13 protein-coding genes are annotated in these 15,856 nt (G+C 40.1%); 9 read left to right on the top strand and 4 right to left on the bottom strand.

Going from position 1 to position 15,856, the window contains the following annotated elements; genetic code table 11:
* Positions 1–33 precede the first annotated feature (33 nt).
* Positions 34–486 carry a DUF2214 family protein gene (locus ACXAH9_RS06860; RefSeq protein ID WP_474894112.1) on the top strand — a complete coding sequence of 151 codons (453 nt, stop codon included), beginning with the start codon at positions 34–36 and terminating at the stop codon, positions 484–486.
* 251 nt (positions 487–737) lie between these two features.
* Positions 738–974, top strand: coding sequence for a hypothetical protein (locus ACXAH9_RS06855; protein WP_474894111.1), 237 nt, complete (start codon positions 738–740; stop codon positions 972–974).
* A gap of 73 nt (positions 975–1,047) precedes the next feature.
* On the opposite strand, the gene ACXAH9_RS06850 is transcribed toward ACXAH9_RS06855, so the two are convergent.
* Complete coding sequence (locus tag ACXAH9_RS06850; protein ID WP_474894110.1) at positions 1,048–2,244, bottom strand: acyl-CoA dehydrogenase family protein; 1,197 nt, start codon at positions 2,242–2,244, stop codon at positions 1,048–1,050.
* Between the two features lie 77 nt (positions 2,245–2,321).
* Here ACXAH9_RS06850 and ACXAH9_RS06845 point away from each other — a divergent pair, with 77 nt between their 5' ends.
* Genes ACXAH9_RS06845 through ACXAH9_RS06835 form a run of 3 tightly spaced genes read left to right on the top strand, consistent with a single transcriptional unit; the run spans position 2,322 to position 5,483 of the window.
* Positions 2,322–3,281, top strand: coding sequence for a tryptophan 2,3-dioxygenase family protein (locus ACXAH9_RS06845; protein ID WP_474894109.1), 960 nt, complete (start codon positions 2,322–2,324; stop codon positions 3,279–3,281).
* A complete protein-coding gene (locus tag ACXAH9_RS06840) occupies positions 3,274–5,118 on the top strand; it encodes a toxin-antitoxin system YwqK family antitoxin (RefSeq protein WP_474894108.1) in 1,845 nt (614 codons plus the stop codon). Before ACXAH9_RS06845 ends, ACXAH9_RS06840 begins: the two co-directional genes overlap by 8 nt.
* Positions 5,115–5,483 carry a CoA-binding protein gene (locus tag ACXAH9_RS06835; protein WP_474894107.1) on the top strand — a complete coding sequence of 123 codons (369 nt, stop codon included), beginning with the start codon at positions 5,115–5,117 and terminating at the stop codon, positions 5,481–5,483. The genes ACXAH9_RS06840 and ACXAH9_RS06835 overlap by 4 nt, the downstream gene beginning before the upstream one ends.
* Here the strand turns inward: ACXAH9_RS06835 and ACXAH9_RS06830 are convergent.
* Both ACXAH9_RS06830 and ACXAH9_RS06825 read right to left on the bottom strand, forming a co-directional pair.
* Positions 5,480–6,268: a DUF2490 domain-containing protein gene (locus ACXAH9_RS06830; protein WP_474894106.1), complete on the bottom strand. Its 789-nt coding sequence runs from the start codon at positions 6,266–6,268 to the stop codon at positions 5,480–5,482. The two genes, ACXAH9_RS06835 and ACXAH9_RS06830, sit on opposite strands and share 4 nt — an antisense overlap.
* 72 nt (positions 6,269–6,340) lie before the next feature.
* Positions 6,341–7,759, bottom strand: coding sequence for a leucine-rich repeat domain-containing protein (locus tag ACXAH9_RS06825; protein ID WP_474894105.1), 1,419 nt, complete (start codon positions 7,757–7,759; stop codon positions 6,341–6,343).
* Positions 7,760–7,945: 186 nt separating this feature from the next.
* Between ACXAH9_RS06825 and gyrB the strand changes: the two genes are divergently transcribed.
* Both gyrB and ACXAH9_RS06815 read left to right on the top strand, forming a co-directional pair.
* Positions 7,946–9,904, top strand: a complete 1,959-nt coding sequence (gyrB, locus tag ACXAH9_RS06820; RefSeq protein ID WP_474894104.1) for a DNA topoisomerase (ATP-hydrolyzing) subunit B — start codon at positions 7,946–7,948, stop codon at positions 9,902–9,904.
* 203 nt (positions 9,905–10,107) lie between these two features.
* Positions 10,108–11,940 carry a M1 family metallopeptidase gene (locus ACXAH9_RS06815; RefSeq protein ID WP_474894103.1) on the top strand — a complete coding sequence of 611 codons (1,833 nt, stop codon included), beginning with the start codon at positions 10,108–10,110 and terminating at the stop codon, positions 11,938–11,940.
* A gap of 7 nt (positions 11,941–11,947) precedes the next feature.
* On the opposite strand, the gene ACXAH9_RS06810 is transcribed toward ACXAH9_RS06815, so the two are convergent.
* Entirely contained in the window at positions 11,948–13,015 is a 1,068-nt protein-coding gene (locus ACXAH9_RS06810) for a DUF1573 domain-containing protein (protein WP_474894102.1), read from the bottom strand.
* Between the two features lie 77 nt (positions 13,016–13,092).
* Between ACXAH9_RS06810 and trpS the strand changes: the two genes are divergently transcribed.
* Both trpS and ACXAH9_RS06800 read left to right on the top strand, forming a co-directional pair.
* Positions 13,093–14,064: a tryptophan--tRNA ligase gene (gene trpS, locus ACXAH9_RS06805; protein WP_474894101.1), complete on the top strand. Its 972-nt coding sequence runs from the start codon at positions 13,093–13,095 to the stop codon at positions 14,062–14,064.
* Positions 14,057–15,781: a phospho-sugar mutase gene (locus tag ACXAH9_RS06800; protein ID WP_474894100.1), complete on the top strand. Its 1,725-nt coding sequence runs from the start codon at positions 14,057–14,059 to the stop codon at positions 15,779–15,781. Before trpS ends, ACXAH9_RS06800 begins: the two co-directional genes overlap by 8 nt.
* The last annotated feature ends 75 nt before the right edge of the window (positions 15,782–15,856 follow it).

Raw genomic sequence — 15,856 nt, 5'->3', positions numbered from 1 at the left:
GAAACCTACTAATAATCATTGCGTTATTTCTGCATGCTCCACCTAGCACTAAACACATACATCCACCTGATTTTCATTATCACTATTTTTTGCAGCCTGGTTGCTGAACTTATTCTCATTCAACAAAATATTTCATGGAAAACTCTGAAAAAGCTCAGCGCTATTGATGGAATTTATGGATTATCAGCATTGATGGTAGTAGGGACAGGTTTGCTTAACTGGATGGTTTTTGGAAAAGGAGGCCCGTATTACACCAGCAATACCATATTTCTTGTAAAAATATCACTTTTCATTGTCGTGGGATTGCTTTCCATTTATCCTACCGTGATGATTGCTCGCGCAAAAAAGCAGAACAAAAAGAATCCACCTCAAATGATTATGTTGCCAAACACGACAAGAATGAAACGATACATTCTGGGAGAATTAATCATTATGGCATGTATCCCATTATTGGCAGAATTAATGGCAAATGGGATTGATATTTGAGAACTTTGGCTAAATCTTTTTGAAGCCATTGGGCATTCATACCCTGAAAGCCACATGGAGAGAAATCAAGTATTCAGTGGCTTTCACGATTTACTTCAAAAAATATTTTTCTCCTCACATAAAACGAAAAATCACCCTTGACGAAGCTCTCGATAGCTTTATACAGGAAATATCTAAATAAAATTAGTCTCCAGAAAAAAATCAGCTAACAATTCACACGTCGGTGGGTTTTAATTGAAACTTCATTCGGCATGAAAGAATACACAATCATTTATAGAAACAGACCATCCGAAGAGGTGGTTGCTCATGGCAAGTCTGATCTTATCAAGCATCACTTTAATGGTGATGAAAATAAATTTAAAAATGAAGTAGAAAAGCTTGTGTGGAGTGAGTTGAGCATGCATTGTGTACTTGATGTTTCAAACGACAAGGTCCAATCCCAGCTATTCACAGCAGACGTAAATCCTTATGGATGGCGAAATGCGTGATTGAAATAAAAATTTTTGAGTAGTAGAGTAGGTTGATAGAGCGCCCCAATCCCAAATGAGGCGCTCTTCTTTTTTACTTAAAGGCAGGAATGCCAGTAATATCTGCTCCCAGAATAAGTAGATGAATATCATGCGTTCCTTCGTATGTCACCACCGACTCCAGGTTCATCATATGCCTCATCATAGGATACTCCCCAGTGATACCCATTCCCCCATGAATTTGTCGGGCCTCCCGGGCAATGTTCAACGCCATTTCTACACTATTTCTTTTGGCCATGGATATCTGAGCTGTCGTGGCTTTTCCCTCATCCATCATTTTACCCAATTTCCAGTTCAGCAATTGTGCTTTTGTGATCTCAGTTAGCATCTCTGCTAATTTCTTTTGTACCAGCTGGAATGCTCCAATAGGTTTGCCAAACTGCTCTCTTTCCAGCGAGTATCTTCTGGCAGAGTCGTAGCAGTCCATCGCAGCTCCTATTGCTCCCCAGGCGATTCCATACCGTGCTTTATCAAGACATCCCATTGGGGCGCCAAGCCCGTTTTTACCCGGTAATAAATTTTCTTTAGGAATCTTTACGTCGCTAAATACAAGCTCTCCGGTGCAGGAAGCTCTCAAAGACCATTTACCATGTGTTTCAGGCGTACTGAAGCCTTCCATTCCTCGCTCCACTATCAATCCGTGAATTCTGCCTTCTTCATTTTTCGCCCACACCACTGCAATGTCAGCTTTAGGTGAATTTGAAATCCACATTTTGGCACCATTTAGCAGGTAGTGATCTCCCATATCTTTGAAATGGGTCTCCATACCACTAGGATTTGATCCATGGTTTGGTTCTGTTAGCCCGAAGCATCCAAGCATGTCACCAGAAGCCAGCCTGGGCAGATATTTCTTCTTTTGTTCCTCCGATCCGTAGGCATAGATTGGATACATCACAAGTGAGCCCTGAACAGAAGCAGTTGATCGCATCCCAGAGTCACCACGCTCTATCTCCTGCATGATCAAACCGTAGGAGATATAATCAAGACCTCCACCTCCATACTCTGTCGGAACAGTAGGTCCAAAAGCCCCTACTTCACCAAATTTTTTTACAATTTCTTCCGGGAAGTGATTCTTCTCTGCCCAACCTTCGATGTATGGTGTAATTTCCTTTTTTACAAAGTCCCGAACGGATGAACGGATCAATTTATGCTCTTCAGTTAGCAAATCATCCAGGGCGTAAAAATCCGGTGATTCAAATTCATCTACAAAGTTTCGCTTTTCTGCACTCATCAGAGGATAGGGTTTATGTCTGTTGTTAAAATTTTGGGCCAAATTTACAACCATAAAACGCAACTAAGACAACTACTATGGGGGAAAAGAAGATCGATGAAAATATTATACAACAACTCACCAAACTTGAAGAAAAGTATGAGGCCATGGGACAGGATCTTTCCAGCTATCTGGATGGATTATTGTATTCAGACTACCTAACGTACTGGGATTATATTCACCTCGACACACTTTTGAGTTTACAGAGTCCCCGCACTGCAATTCCTGATGAAAAAATCTTCATCTTGTACCATCAGGTTACGGAGTTATACTTTAGAATGATCTTGAATGAAATGGAGCAAGCTGCTTATACTGATCCAGTTGGAGAGCAGACATTTCTTAAGCGCCTAAGAAGAATCAACCGATACCTGGATCACCTTATTGACTCTTTTGATGTAATGACAGATGGCATGGATCAGGATCAGTTTCTTGCCTTCCGTATGGCTCTCCTTCCTGCGAGTGGCTTTCAGTCTGCCCAGTATCGAAAAATCGAAATTCATTCTACAGATTTCAAAAACCTTGTAAACCTAAACATGCGAGGAGAATTGCAAGGAGAAAACGACATTAGCAAGCTGTATGAACATCTGTATTGGAAGGCAGGAGCTACCGAGTTGGCAACTGGCAAGAAAACACTTACACTCAAGCAATTTGAGACCAAATATGGGAAGGAGTTTATTGAGATGGGACAAAACCTCTCTGACTGCAACCTGCTGAGGAAATACCATGATCATTACGAGGGGAATGAGGAGGTTATTGATCAACTAAAAATGTTGGATCAGAAGGCCAACGTTGACTGGCCGCTTCAGCATTTGAAATCAGCTACCAGGTATTTGCAGAGAGATCCTGAAGTGATTAAGGCATCTGGAGGTACCAACTGGCAAAAGTATCTCCCTCCTCGAAGACAGAGAATTATTTTTTATCCGGAGCTGTGGACTGAAGAGGAGACTAAAGAATGGGGCCAAAAGTTCAAAAAAGCCTTATCCAGTACTCATGCTTAGAACTGGTGGATATATCACCTTTCTATTTTTTGTTGCTTTTACACATGGACAGATAAAGCAAGGCAAAAACTATTTCGGCTCTGATAGTGCTCGGGTTAGTGAAGTGTATCATTATTCTGTTCAGGACTCCATGCTTCATGGGACATATGAATCCTTCTACCTTAATGGCTCACTAAAAACTTATGGCTGGTATAAGAAAAATCAACCTGACAGTATCTGGCGATACTATTATGAAAATGGACGTAAGAAAGCCGAGGGTAGGTTTAAAGATGGAATGCCATCCGGACATTGGAAATACTATTTTGAAAATGGAAATCTAAAATCCGAGGGGACGCTTAATGGAAACTCCAAAGAAGGTCATTGGAAATTCTATTATGAAAATGATGGTGAAAAAAGCAATGGCACCTATGTAAACAACTCTAAGGACGGCATCTGGAATTATTTCTATGAAGATGGCTCTCTAAAGGCTCAGTCTATCATAACTGACGGAGTAGGTCAATACACTGAGTTTTACCCTTCAGGAGCAAGAAAAATGGAGGGGACAAATAAAAATGACAAGAGTGCAGGTGAATGGACGTATTACTATGAAACAGGTGAAATAGAGGCTATCGGGGAATTTCAAAATGGACTTAAAACGGGTACTTGGAGCTATTATCACAAAAATGGAGAACGAGCTGCCACCGGGAATTACACTAAAGGTCTAAGAAATGGAGAATGGCAGTACTATCATGAAAATGGGGCTGTAAGTCAGGCAGGAAAAGTGATCAATGATCATAAAGATGGGTATTGGAAACTTTTTTATCCTACAGGAGAAGTTTTGGGAGAAGCTATATATAATGAGGGTGATGGGATATTTAATGAGTACTATCCAAGCGGAAATCAAAAGTCGAAAGGTGAAATACTTGATGGCGAAAAGACCGGGAAATGGTATTACTACAGTGAAAAAGGGCAACTCGAAGGCGAAGCTGACTTGGAGCATGGGGAAGGTGAATACATAGGCTACTACCCAGATGGAAGTATAAAAATGAAGGGGCGGATAAAGAATGATAAACGTATAGGAGAATGGACTCTGTATAATCCAGATGGTACTACAGCCGGAACCTATCGTCCAATTTACGAAAATGCTCAGCCTATTTTTAAAACACGGATCACTAGTGACTTTGAAGATAAAGACTCCCAGGACAAGCCAAATTATCATCCCGAAAAAAGAGGCCTGAGGTATTTCCTACCCAGGGTAAATGAATATAAAGGAATCATCGTTGGATCCAATCCTATTTGGTTAGCAGATGACCAGCTCCCAATCGCTATAGAATATTATATTCAGGAACGACTGGGTTATGAACTACAGTTAGATCTTATCCGTTCCCCATTTTTTACTCCTGAAATTGCGGATTATAAAGTATACAGAAGAGGAATTAAGATTCATTTTAGACAAAAATTTTATCATGCAGACTCTAAGCTGGGGATGTTTTATTTCGGACATGAAGTCAATTTCAAATATGTTAACAATCAGGTAAATCATTTAGACACCCTACGAAACCCTCCTCCACAGCTAAACGGAAATTTGATTGAAACCAGCTACGGGTATGGCTTGTTAATAGGTAACAGATGGATGAAGGATGTTGGATCATCAGGATTAACCATAGATGCTTTTATAGGTCTGGGGATTGCCAACAGGTCCTACAAAAAGGATTACAAACCGAGCCAACTGACCCTTCTTAATGACCGCCTTGATCCATACTTTAATAAAAAGATCAAGTCCTCAGTTCACTTTCCAATTATTTTTGGATTGAACATTGGATTTGCAGTAACTAAAAGCAAGAGCAAAACCCAATGAGTAAAATGACCGCCATCCTTGGTGCCACTCCAAACCCGGCAAGATACGCCTATTTGGCAGCTGAGAGACTTAAATCCAATAACCATAAAATCGTTCCAATTGGTATCAAGAAAGGAGAAGTATTTGGCTCTGAAATACTGGATTTAAGAGAAAAACCTCATGTTGATGGGGTTGATACAGTGACCGTGTACATAGGCCCTCAAAATCAGAGCGAATGGGAAGACTACATCCTCTCCCTGAAGCCAAAGAGGATCATATTTAATCCAGGCGCAGAAAATCCAACGCTTGCAAAAAAAGCAAAGGAACACGGCATAGAAACTCTTAATGCCTGTACACTTGTAATGCTGGCTAGTGGTCAATATTAGTGAATAGGAATTGGTCGCTCTTCCCTATGCCTGCTGAGGTGTAAATCCATGTGGTGAATCAGGCTAAGTCTAATGATGTGCCTTTTCTCATAATGGTAGGGAGACCCGTTGTGTCTATAGGAAAACATGTAGCCACCCTGAACCTGAAACTGCTCACTTAGATTATAACCCATCCCAATAAAAGCCCTGTTGTCCTCAAGGTGGTTGTAAACAATTGATTTCCCTGCCTGAATGAATACTTCATTGTAGGTAGCCACAAACAGTGTATGATTTTCGAATGCAGGCTTATTTAACGGAATATATACCGTAAGCTTATATCTAAATCTGTAAGTCAGTTCAAATGGTGATTCCTTGGCATATCCTCTACGCCATCGCTGCTCTGTCCTTAACGTATGAAATACTTTGATGTGCTCGAAAGGTGTAGCCAAAACGGCCTGCTGCCATAAACGATATTGAGGAATAATGTCATCAACGTTCGGATCTTCCGGATTGGGAGCCCAATAAAAGGGTAAAACTATCCCTGCCGTAAAATCAAGGTATTCTTTAATGGTGTAGGTTGCCCCAAAGCGTAGATACACCTGAGCCATGTCCTGAAAACCATTCCTTTTTCTTACATGGTACTCACCATAATAAGCCCACTTATCATTGAAATGATACTTGGTATAGAAACCTAACCAGACCCCATCCGAATTTGAGATTTGTTTTTCAGAAGGAATCGTCGGTTGCGTTTGTGCCGTCGAGCTACAGGCACATAAACACAACAAAGCAAATACAAACTGTCTCAATTTTCCATAGCAATTAAGCGATGCAAAATAGAACTATTTATAGCTAAAAAATAATCATTAGAAGATTTAAAATTACTCTGATTCGTTTACCATATCAAATACCTTCGGGTTCATCACCATGTCTCGATCCATCATTCTAATTATCATGGCTCGTTCAGCTTCATGTTCCGCACTGTTGAGATTGATATCGAGATCGCGCCAAAAAAAAGTCTTCAAATTCATTTCTTCTATTTCAAGAGGCAGGCTGGTGATGTCGGTTTCTGATATGTCCAGATCCTCAACCGAATCCATTGAAAGGATGAAACGAGGAAATTGAGGAATGTAATTGTTTTGAAAATGTAGCACTCTTAAATGATCAAGATTGATAATACTTTCTGGCAATTCACTTAAACGATTGTGATGAACATATAGCTCTCTTAACTGTTTGAGCGTTCCAATCTCCTCAGGTAAGTCATATATTTCATTGAAGGATAAGTATAGAATTTTTAAATTTTCCAACCCGGTAATTTCAGACGGAACAACCTCTAACTTGTTGTAATAAAGATCAATGATCTCAAGGTTTTTTAGATCTAACAAGTCTTTAGGCAAACTGTGAATATTGTTTTTGTAGAATGAAAGTTTTGTCAAATGCTCAAGCCTGGATATTCCTCTGGGAATGGTAGTCAATTTATTTACCTGAAGTTGTAACTCCTCTAGCCCTTTCATCTTGTACAAAGAAGGATGAATGGTTGCAAGATTTGATTTATTAACCTTTAGGATTTTCAAGTTTTTTAATAACCAATACCATCTTCGATCCAGCTTTATCGGATTTTGACTGATCTCTAGTTCCTCCAAATCTTTTAGCCTCCACACGCTCCATATTGGAATTTTGCTGAAGCTGTTTTTCTCAAGCACTAATTCTTTGATCCCTTTTATCCGATGAACTTTGGGTAACTTTTCTAGATTATTTCCAGATAAATCAAGCTTTTCTATACCCTCTAACCGTGGAATTTTTACGCGAGTATCAAGATCATTATTTCTCCAATAGATCCTGTTTAATTTATCTAACTGAGCAAGTTCTGTTGGCAACTCATTAAACCTGTTACCATCTAAAATCAATACCTCCACACTTTCCGCTTTAAAGACAAACTTTGGAAAATCAGACAATTGCGCATTGGACAGATCAATTTCTTTTAAGTATGCCAGTTCAGAATTAGACTTGTAATCTTCAATTCGCTGCAGTGCTTCCACTCGCAGCTTTTCATTGCGAATCGAATTCAGTGAATCCATAAAACGTTTTGGATCTTTAGCCATCCCTTTTCTAAAGGCCTCAGCTTGTTTAAGCTGCTCCTCATAGGCTTTCTGTTTAGCCAAAGTAGCACTATCCTTTTCGGTATTTTTATTTGCATCCAGGGTTACTCCCAGCACTTCTTCTACTTCATCATCCTGGCAAAAAACAGTGAAAGAAATTGTAAGGAAAAACAATGCGAAAACGGCATGAATCTTGGTCATAAATGGTCAGGTTATATAGGTGAAAACATTAACAATATTTAGCTAAGCAAAAACAGGACCAATAGGGATATTTTTAGTACATTTGAGGGTTGAAAAATGACTGCATTTCTAACGCGATCGAGCCAATTGTTCAAATTCAAAAATCTTTGATTTTAGCTCTCAAATAGCGTTTTTTAATCATTTCACATGGAAGAAAATAAGCAAAACAAAAAAGGGGATTATTCGGCCAGTAATATTCAGGTACTAGAAGGCCTGGAAGCCGTAAGAAAAAGACCTGCAATGTACATCGGTGACATTGGAGTAAAAGGACTTCACCACATGGTATGGGAGGTGGTCGATAACTCTATCGATGAAGCACTCGCCGGGCATTGCGATACGATCACTGTAGAGATCAATGAAGACAATTCCATCACGGTAGTCGACAATGGTCGTGGTATCCCTGTAGATATTCATAAAAAAGAAAATCGAAGTGCCCTGGAAGTCGTGATGACCGTGCTTCATGCCGGAGGTAAATTCGATAAAGACACATATAAAGTTTCCGGTGGACTGCACGGAGTTGGTGTTTCGTGTGTAAACGCACTATCATCAAGCTTAAAAGCGACGGTGCATCGAGATGGCAAAATCTGGGAACAAGAGTATAATAGAGGAGTACCTAAAGCACCAGTAAAAGAAATTGGTAAGACAGATATCAAAGGAACGCGAATTCATTTTCAGCCGGATGATGAAATATTTACTGTTCTGAAATATAATTCAGAAACAATAGCCTCCAGGCTTAGGGAGCTTTCCTTCCTAAATGCAGGAATCAAGATTAAAATGATCGATCACCGAAACCTGGATGAGGACGGAAATTCAATGGTTGAAGAATTCTTCTCAGAAGGTGGTCTGTCTGAATTTGTTGAATACTTAGACAACACGCGAGAAAGTCTGATACCTACGCCTATATACATTGAGGGTGATAAAGGTGGGGTGCCGGTGCAGGTAGCATTGAGCTACAATACTTCATTTACAGAAAATGTAGTTTCCTATGTGAATAACATCAATACCATCGAGGGAGGTACTCATGTTTCTGGCTTTAGAAGAGCATTGACTCGTACATTGAAGGGATATGCAGACAAATCCGGCTTGCTGGATAAAGTGAAAGTAGAGATCAGCGGTGACGACTTTAGAGAAGGTTTAACGGCAGTTATTTCTGTAAAAATTGCAGAACCCCAGTTTGAAGGACAAACCAAAACAAAACTGGGTAACTCTGACGCCATGGGAGCAGTAGATACCTGCGTGAGTGAAATTCTACTCGAATACCTTGAAGAAAATCCAAAAGAAGCCAAGCAGATTGTTTCTAAAGTAATTGTCGCAGCTCAGGCAAGACACGCAGCTAGAAAGGCACGTGAAATGGTTCAAAGAAAGAATGTACTTTCTGGCACAGGACTTCCAGGTAAACTATCTGACTGTTCCGACAAAGACCCTTCTGTTTGTGAGCTTTACCTTGTAGAGGGAGACTCTGCAGGTGGATCCGCCAAGCAAGGTAGAGATCGTCGATTCCAGGCAATCTTACCATTGAGAGGTAAAATCCTTAATGTAGAAAAAGCGCAGGAGCACAAAATCTACGATAATGACGAGATCAAAAATATGATCACGGCACTTGGAGTCTCATTTGGAACTGAAGAAGATGAAAAGGCCCTCAATATGGAAAAGCTGAGGTATCACAAGGTCATTATCATGACGGATGCTGATATTGATGGTAGTCATATTCGAACGTTAATCTTAACATTCTTTTTCCGATATATGAGGTCATTGATAGAAAAAGGATATCTGTATATAGCATTACCACCATTGTATCTTATCAAAAAGGGCAAAACTGAACGATACGCATGGTCAGAAGAAGATCGTTTGAAAGTGGTAAAAGAAGTAGCCCCAAATGGTAAAGAAGATTCGGTGAGTGTACAGCGATACAAAGGTCTGGGAGAAATGAATCCTGATCAGTTATGGACAACCACCATGGATCCGGAGCATAGAAGTCTCAAACAGGTAACAATTGAGTCAGCTGCCGAAGCGGATCATTTATTCTCAATGCTAATGGGAGACGAAGTAGCGCCACGCCGTGAGTTCATTGAGAAAAATGCCAAATACGCCAATGTTGACGTATAACTTACTTAGATAAAATAATCTGATACATTGCCTGGATAAATTTCCAAATTACAGCAAACGTAAAGAGGATTGCCGATCCAAAGGCGAAAATGATCAGAAGAATAAAGTCTAAAATTTTCTCCATACTCTTCAGGTTAATCGTTTTTTGAATATACACTTTTATTAACCATGAAGACGATAAAATGTTAAACTATTTATCGATTATGAAATATAATTTTATTAAGAAAGCCATTTCCCTTCTTTTATTTGTCAACCTTGCGTCATTTTCCGTCGCGCAGACCTATTGGCAACAAAGAGTGGAATACAAAATGGATATTGATTTCAATGTAGATAGCCACCAGTTTTCGGGCACTCAAACATTGAAATATTTCAATAATAGCCCTGACACCTTAGATAAGGTTTTTTATCACCTTTATTTCAATGCTTTTCAGCCCGGAAGCATGATGGATACAAGAAGCAGAACGATTGAAGACCCGGATGGCAGAGTTCGGGATCGAATTTCAAAATTGAACGATTCTGAGATTGGCTATCATAAAATCCAATCGTTAACTCAAGATGGCAAAAACGTTATATTCAATATAGAAGGAACTGTATTGGAGGTAAAGCTAGCAGAACCGGTCCTTCCGGGTTCCGCAACCGTTTTAAATATGAATTTTCAAAGCCAGGTGCCTATTCAAATTAGAAGAAGTGGACGGGATAACGCAGAGGGCATTGACTACAGTATGGCCCAGTGGTATCCAAAGATGGCTGAGTATGACGAGCGAGGTTGGCACACCCATCCATATGTAGGCCGAGAGTTCTATGCACCTTTTGGTGCATTTGAAGTTAACATTACAATCGATAATAATTATGTGGTAGCTGCTACAGGTACCCTTCAAAACCCAAACGAAATCGGATACGGTTACGAAGATGAAGGCGTGAATGTAAAACGAAAAGGAAAAACGTTAACCTGGAAATTCAAGGCAGAAAAAGTGCATGATTTTGTTTGGGCTGCCGATCCTGATTACACTCACAAGACAGCTATGGTTGATGGTGGGCCTGAACTTCATTTCTTTTATCAGGAAGGAGCTAAAACAAAAGCATGGGATAAATTACCTGAAGCCACCGTTAAAGCATTCGAGTTCATTGAAGCAAATTATGGTGAGTACCCCTATCCTCATTACTCCATTATCCAAGGCGGTGATGGTGGAATGGAATATCCGATGGCCACCCTTATAACGGGGGAACGGAGCTTCGGAAGCTTACTTGGCGTAACCGTTCACGAAGCACTTCACTCATGGTATCAAGGCGTGTTAGGATTCAACGAAAGCTACTATTCATGGATGGATGAAGGCTTTACCACCTACGTACAAGATGAAACACTTGCCTATCTCAAAGGAGAGCAAGGCAACCCTCAGATGGGTAATTATTTCAGTTATTTTAGGCTGACTCAGTCAGGTAAAGAGGAGCCAATGAGCACTCATTCTGATTTCTTTAAAACAAATTATGCCTATGGTAGATCTGCCTACACTAAAGGAGCAATAACGCTTGCTCAAATGAATTACCTAGTCGGCAAGGAGACTACTCTACGAGCACAAAAGAAATTCTACAATCAATGGAAGTTCAAGCATCCTGATGCGAATGATTGGATCAGAGTATTTGAAAAAGAGTCTGGTTTGGAGTTGGATTGGTATCTGGATTTTTGGACGAATAACATACACACAATTGATTACGCAGTGGAATCTGTATCTGAAACCGATGGCAATACTACCGTAACATTGGAAAGAAAGGGCAATATGCCCATGCCTATGGATGTTTACGTAACCTTCGCTGATGGATCAAAGAAAATCTATTACGCTCCACTTGTTGTGATGAGAGGAGAGAAAAAGAACGAAACTAATTTGGAAAGAGTTGAACTTCCAGACTGGCCATGGACACACCCTGCCTATCAATTCACTATTGATTCGCCAATCAGCGAGATCAGCTCAATAGTGATTGATGAGAGTGGATATATGGCAGACGTAAATCGAGAAAATAATACCTGGGAGAAGAAATAATCTTCTCCTAGTCAGCTTTCTCCACCTTGCCTTTTATAGTGATTATTTGTGTGGGAGCCACAGGATCATTGGAATAGATCGTAATGGACTTGTATTGATTACCACGCATTTCCGAGGTATCAAAAAAGACTTTAAGCGTTTGGCTTTTACCTTTTTTGATACCTTTCTTTTTTATGTCATAAGTAATACATCCACAGTTTGATTTTACAGCCCTCAGTTCTAATTTTTCTTTGCCAACATTAGATAACTCAAACTCTTTTTCCAGTATTGCACTAGCCGTTACCCGTCCAAAATCATAAGAACGTTCTAAAATTTCCAGCTTTGGCGCATTATCCAATTCTTCAGCAGTCATCTCAGGAAAATATTCTTCGATTACGGCAATCACGGAGAGGTTTTCCTCTGAGTTTTCACTAAGCTGGACGTTATCACTCACAAACCCATAATCTGCTTTCTTGATGGGATCATATGTTATTTTTATCTGTCCTACTTCTCTGGGGTTTAGAAATTCCTGTACGAGCTCTACCTTAATGTGATCCGGTAGTGTCATTTCATCCGGATTCAACATAGTAACTGTATCTGAATAGTTATATACATCAAACGTTTTCTCAACTGGCTTTTCAGTGGTGATCTTACCCATGTTCATTCCCTTGTATTTCAAACGAAGATTTCCGGCTAATACTGGAAACTCTTGCTCAGGAGTTTTGGGTTTAGGCTTCACAAAACCCGAAATGTAAAGGGTCATATTGGAAGATGGGTCCGTGGTAGTAAGTCTGAGCGACTTTCTAAATCGGCCCGGTCGATTACGTGGATTATATTTTGCTTTAACATATCCAGAGTCTCCGGGCATCACCTCCTCTTTCGTCCAGCCTGGAGTTGTGCATCCACATGAAGCCTTCACTCTTGTGATTTTAATTGGCTCATCCCCAGTATTCACAAACTTAAACGTGTACTCAGCAGGCCCGCTCTCCTCACGGATTTCTCCAAAATTGTGATCTGTTTTCTCAAAATCAAGTTTTGACTGCCCATAAGCAGTAAGAAAAAAAACAAGGGTTAAAGTGGAAAAAATCGCTCTCATCTCTAATTTCATTTTCAGTTGTAAAGGCTCGATATTCAAAGCCTCAAATTATATAGGTTTGCACAAATTTTTAACGAATGGCACGAATACTCACAGGTATACAAAGCTCTGGAAAACCACACTTAGGCAACCTTTTGGGTGCAATTATACCAGCTATTGAACTATCAAAAAACAAGGATAACGAATCCTTTTTCTTTATTGCGGATCTTCACTCGCTTACCACCATTAAAGATCCGCAAGTTCGCACAGAAAATGTAAACGCAGTAGCAGCGGCATGGTTGGCCTGTGGATTTGATACATCATCCAATACATTTTACCGTCAATCGCGAGTACCAGCTTGCTGTGAACTTACCTGGTACCTCAACTGCTTCACCCCTTACCCGATGCTGGCCAATGCGCATTCGTTTAAGGATAAATCCGATCGATTGGCTGACGTGAATGCAGGATTGTTTGATTACCCGGTACTGATGGCCTCTGACATATTATTATATGATGCAGATTATGTGCCTGTAGGAAAAGACCAAAAGCAACACCTGGAAATGACTCGGGATATTGCATCGACATTCAATCATCAATTTGGTGAAACATTTGTGCTGCCTGAGGCTTTAATCGATGACAATGTGATGACTATTCCGGGTATAGATGGTCAAAAAATGAGCAAAAGCTACGGAAACATCATTGATATCTTTCAGCCTGAGAAAAAACTCAGGAAGAATATCATGCAAATTGTGACCGATAGTACACCGATGGAGGATCCGAAGGATCCGGATGTTTGTAATGTTTTCTCTATTTACAAACTACTGGCCACCGAGGATGAGGTAACGCAAATGCGTAAAAACTATGAGGGAGGCAACTATGGTTATGGACATGCTAAGCAAGAGCTTTTCGAGCTTATTCGGGATAAATTTCAGGATGAAAGAGAGAAGTTTGATTATTATATTTCCAATCTGCCGGAATTGGAAGAAGAACTTCAAAAAGGTGAAGCAAAAGCAGCTGATATTGCAAATGATGTATTACTAAGAGTGAAGAAGAAACTAGGCTATGCCTGATACTGAATTAATGGAAGCAAGAAATAAAGCAACACAATGGCTGAATGCCGCCAACATGGATGTTTCATCCAAGCAAGAAATCGAATCCTTGATGCAAAATCAGGAGGAGCTGGATGAAGCTTTTCTAAAAGAACTTGAGTTTGGAACGGGTGGATTGAGAGGCATCATGGGTATCGGGACCAACCGAATGAATAAGTATACTGTGGGAATGGCGACTCAAGGTTTCGCTAACTATCTTAAAAAGCAATTTCAGGATGAGATAAAGGTTGCGATAGCCCACGACAGTCGAAACAACAGTCGGGTATTTGCTGAAACAACCGCCGATGTATTTTCCGCGAATGGCATCCATGTTTATCTCTTCGAAGATCTACGCCCTACACCCGAGTTATCTTTTGCAATCAGGAATCTTGGTTGTCAGGGAGGCGTAGTTATTACTGCCTCTCACAACCCGAAAGAATACAATGGCTACAAAGCATACTGGAACGACGGTGGACAACTAGTGCCTCCGCATGATAAGAATGTTATCGAAGAAGTAAAAAAGATCAACTCAATAGATGAGATCAACTTTGAATCTAACCCGTCTTTGATTCAGGAAATTGGTGAAGAAATGGACCGGTCTTACCTTGAGATGATCAAGAACCTTTCGCTATCACCTGATGAAACCTCATCGAATAGTGATATGAAGATCGTGTTCTCTTCCATTCATGGGACTGGAATCACGATGGTGCCTCGAGCTCTAGAGGAACTAGGATTCAAAAATGTACATATCGTCGAAGAGCAGAAAACACCTGATGGTAATTTTCCTACAGTGGTTTATCCGAACCCGGAAGAAACCGAGGCGATGACCCTGGCCTTAAAAAAGGCTAAAAAAATCGATGCTGACATTGTAATGGCAACTGACCCTGATGCCGATCGGGTTGGTATAGCTGTGAAAAATTTGGATGGAGACTTTCAGTTATTAAATGGCAATCAAACGGGTTCCCTATTGGTATTTTATTTGATGAAGAAATGGAGTGAAAAGGGACTAAAAGGAAATGAGTACATTGGGAAAACCATTGTTACAACTGAACTAATTCGTGACATTGCCAATAGCTTTCACACAAAGTGTTATGACACACTCACTGGATTTAAGTGGATTGCAGACATGATCCGTAAGAAAGAAGGGCAAGAGTTATTTATAGGTGGTGGAGAAGAAAGCTACGGATACATGATTGGCGAATTGGTTCGTGACAAAGACGCAGTTGCCAGCAGTGTCATAATTGCAGAAATGGCTGCCTGGGCAAAAGATCAGGGGTTAAGTGTTTTTGAACTTCTGCTGGAAATCTACAAAACCTACGGCTTTTATTATGAGGAGCTTAAATCTATCACGAAGAAAGGATTACAAGGTGCCGAGGAAATCAAACAAATGATGGAAGGATTCCGGTCATCCCCACCTCAAAAACTGGCTGGCTCAGCGGTGACACATGTGATTGATTATTTGGAAGGAGTTCTAATTCATTCGGATGGAAAAAAAGAGCCTGTCAATTTTCCAAAATCGAATGTACTTCAATACCTTACTGAAGATGGAACAAAAGTAAGTGTGAGGCCTTCTGGCACGGAACCGAAAATTAAATTCTATTTTTCGGTTAGAGGCGATTTAGAAGGTTCGAGCTACTTGGAAACAGAAAAAAAATTAAAGAACAAAATCCATAACTTACTGAATGACTTGAATTTGTGATCGATACGCTAATAATTGGATTAAATAGATCAAAAGTGTTAATTTGCGAAGATTAGATAGATTAATTATTCAAGT

This window comes from Ekhidna sp. ABH4_415, from assembly GCF_056161305.1.
This window is presented reverse-complemented; position numbering and strand designations above follow the sequence as displayed.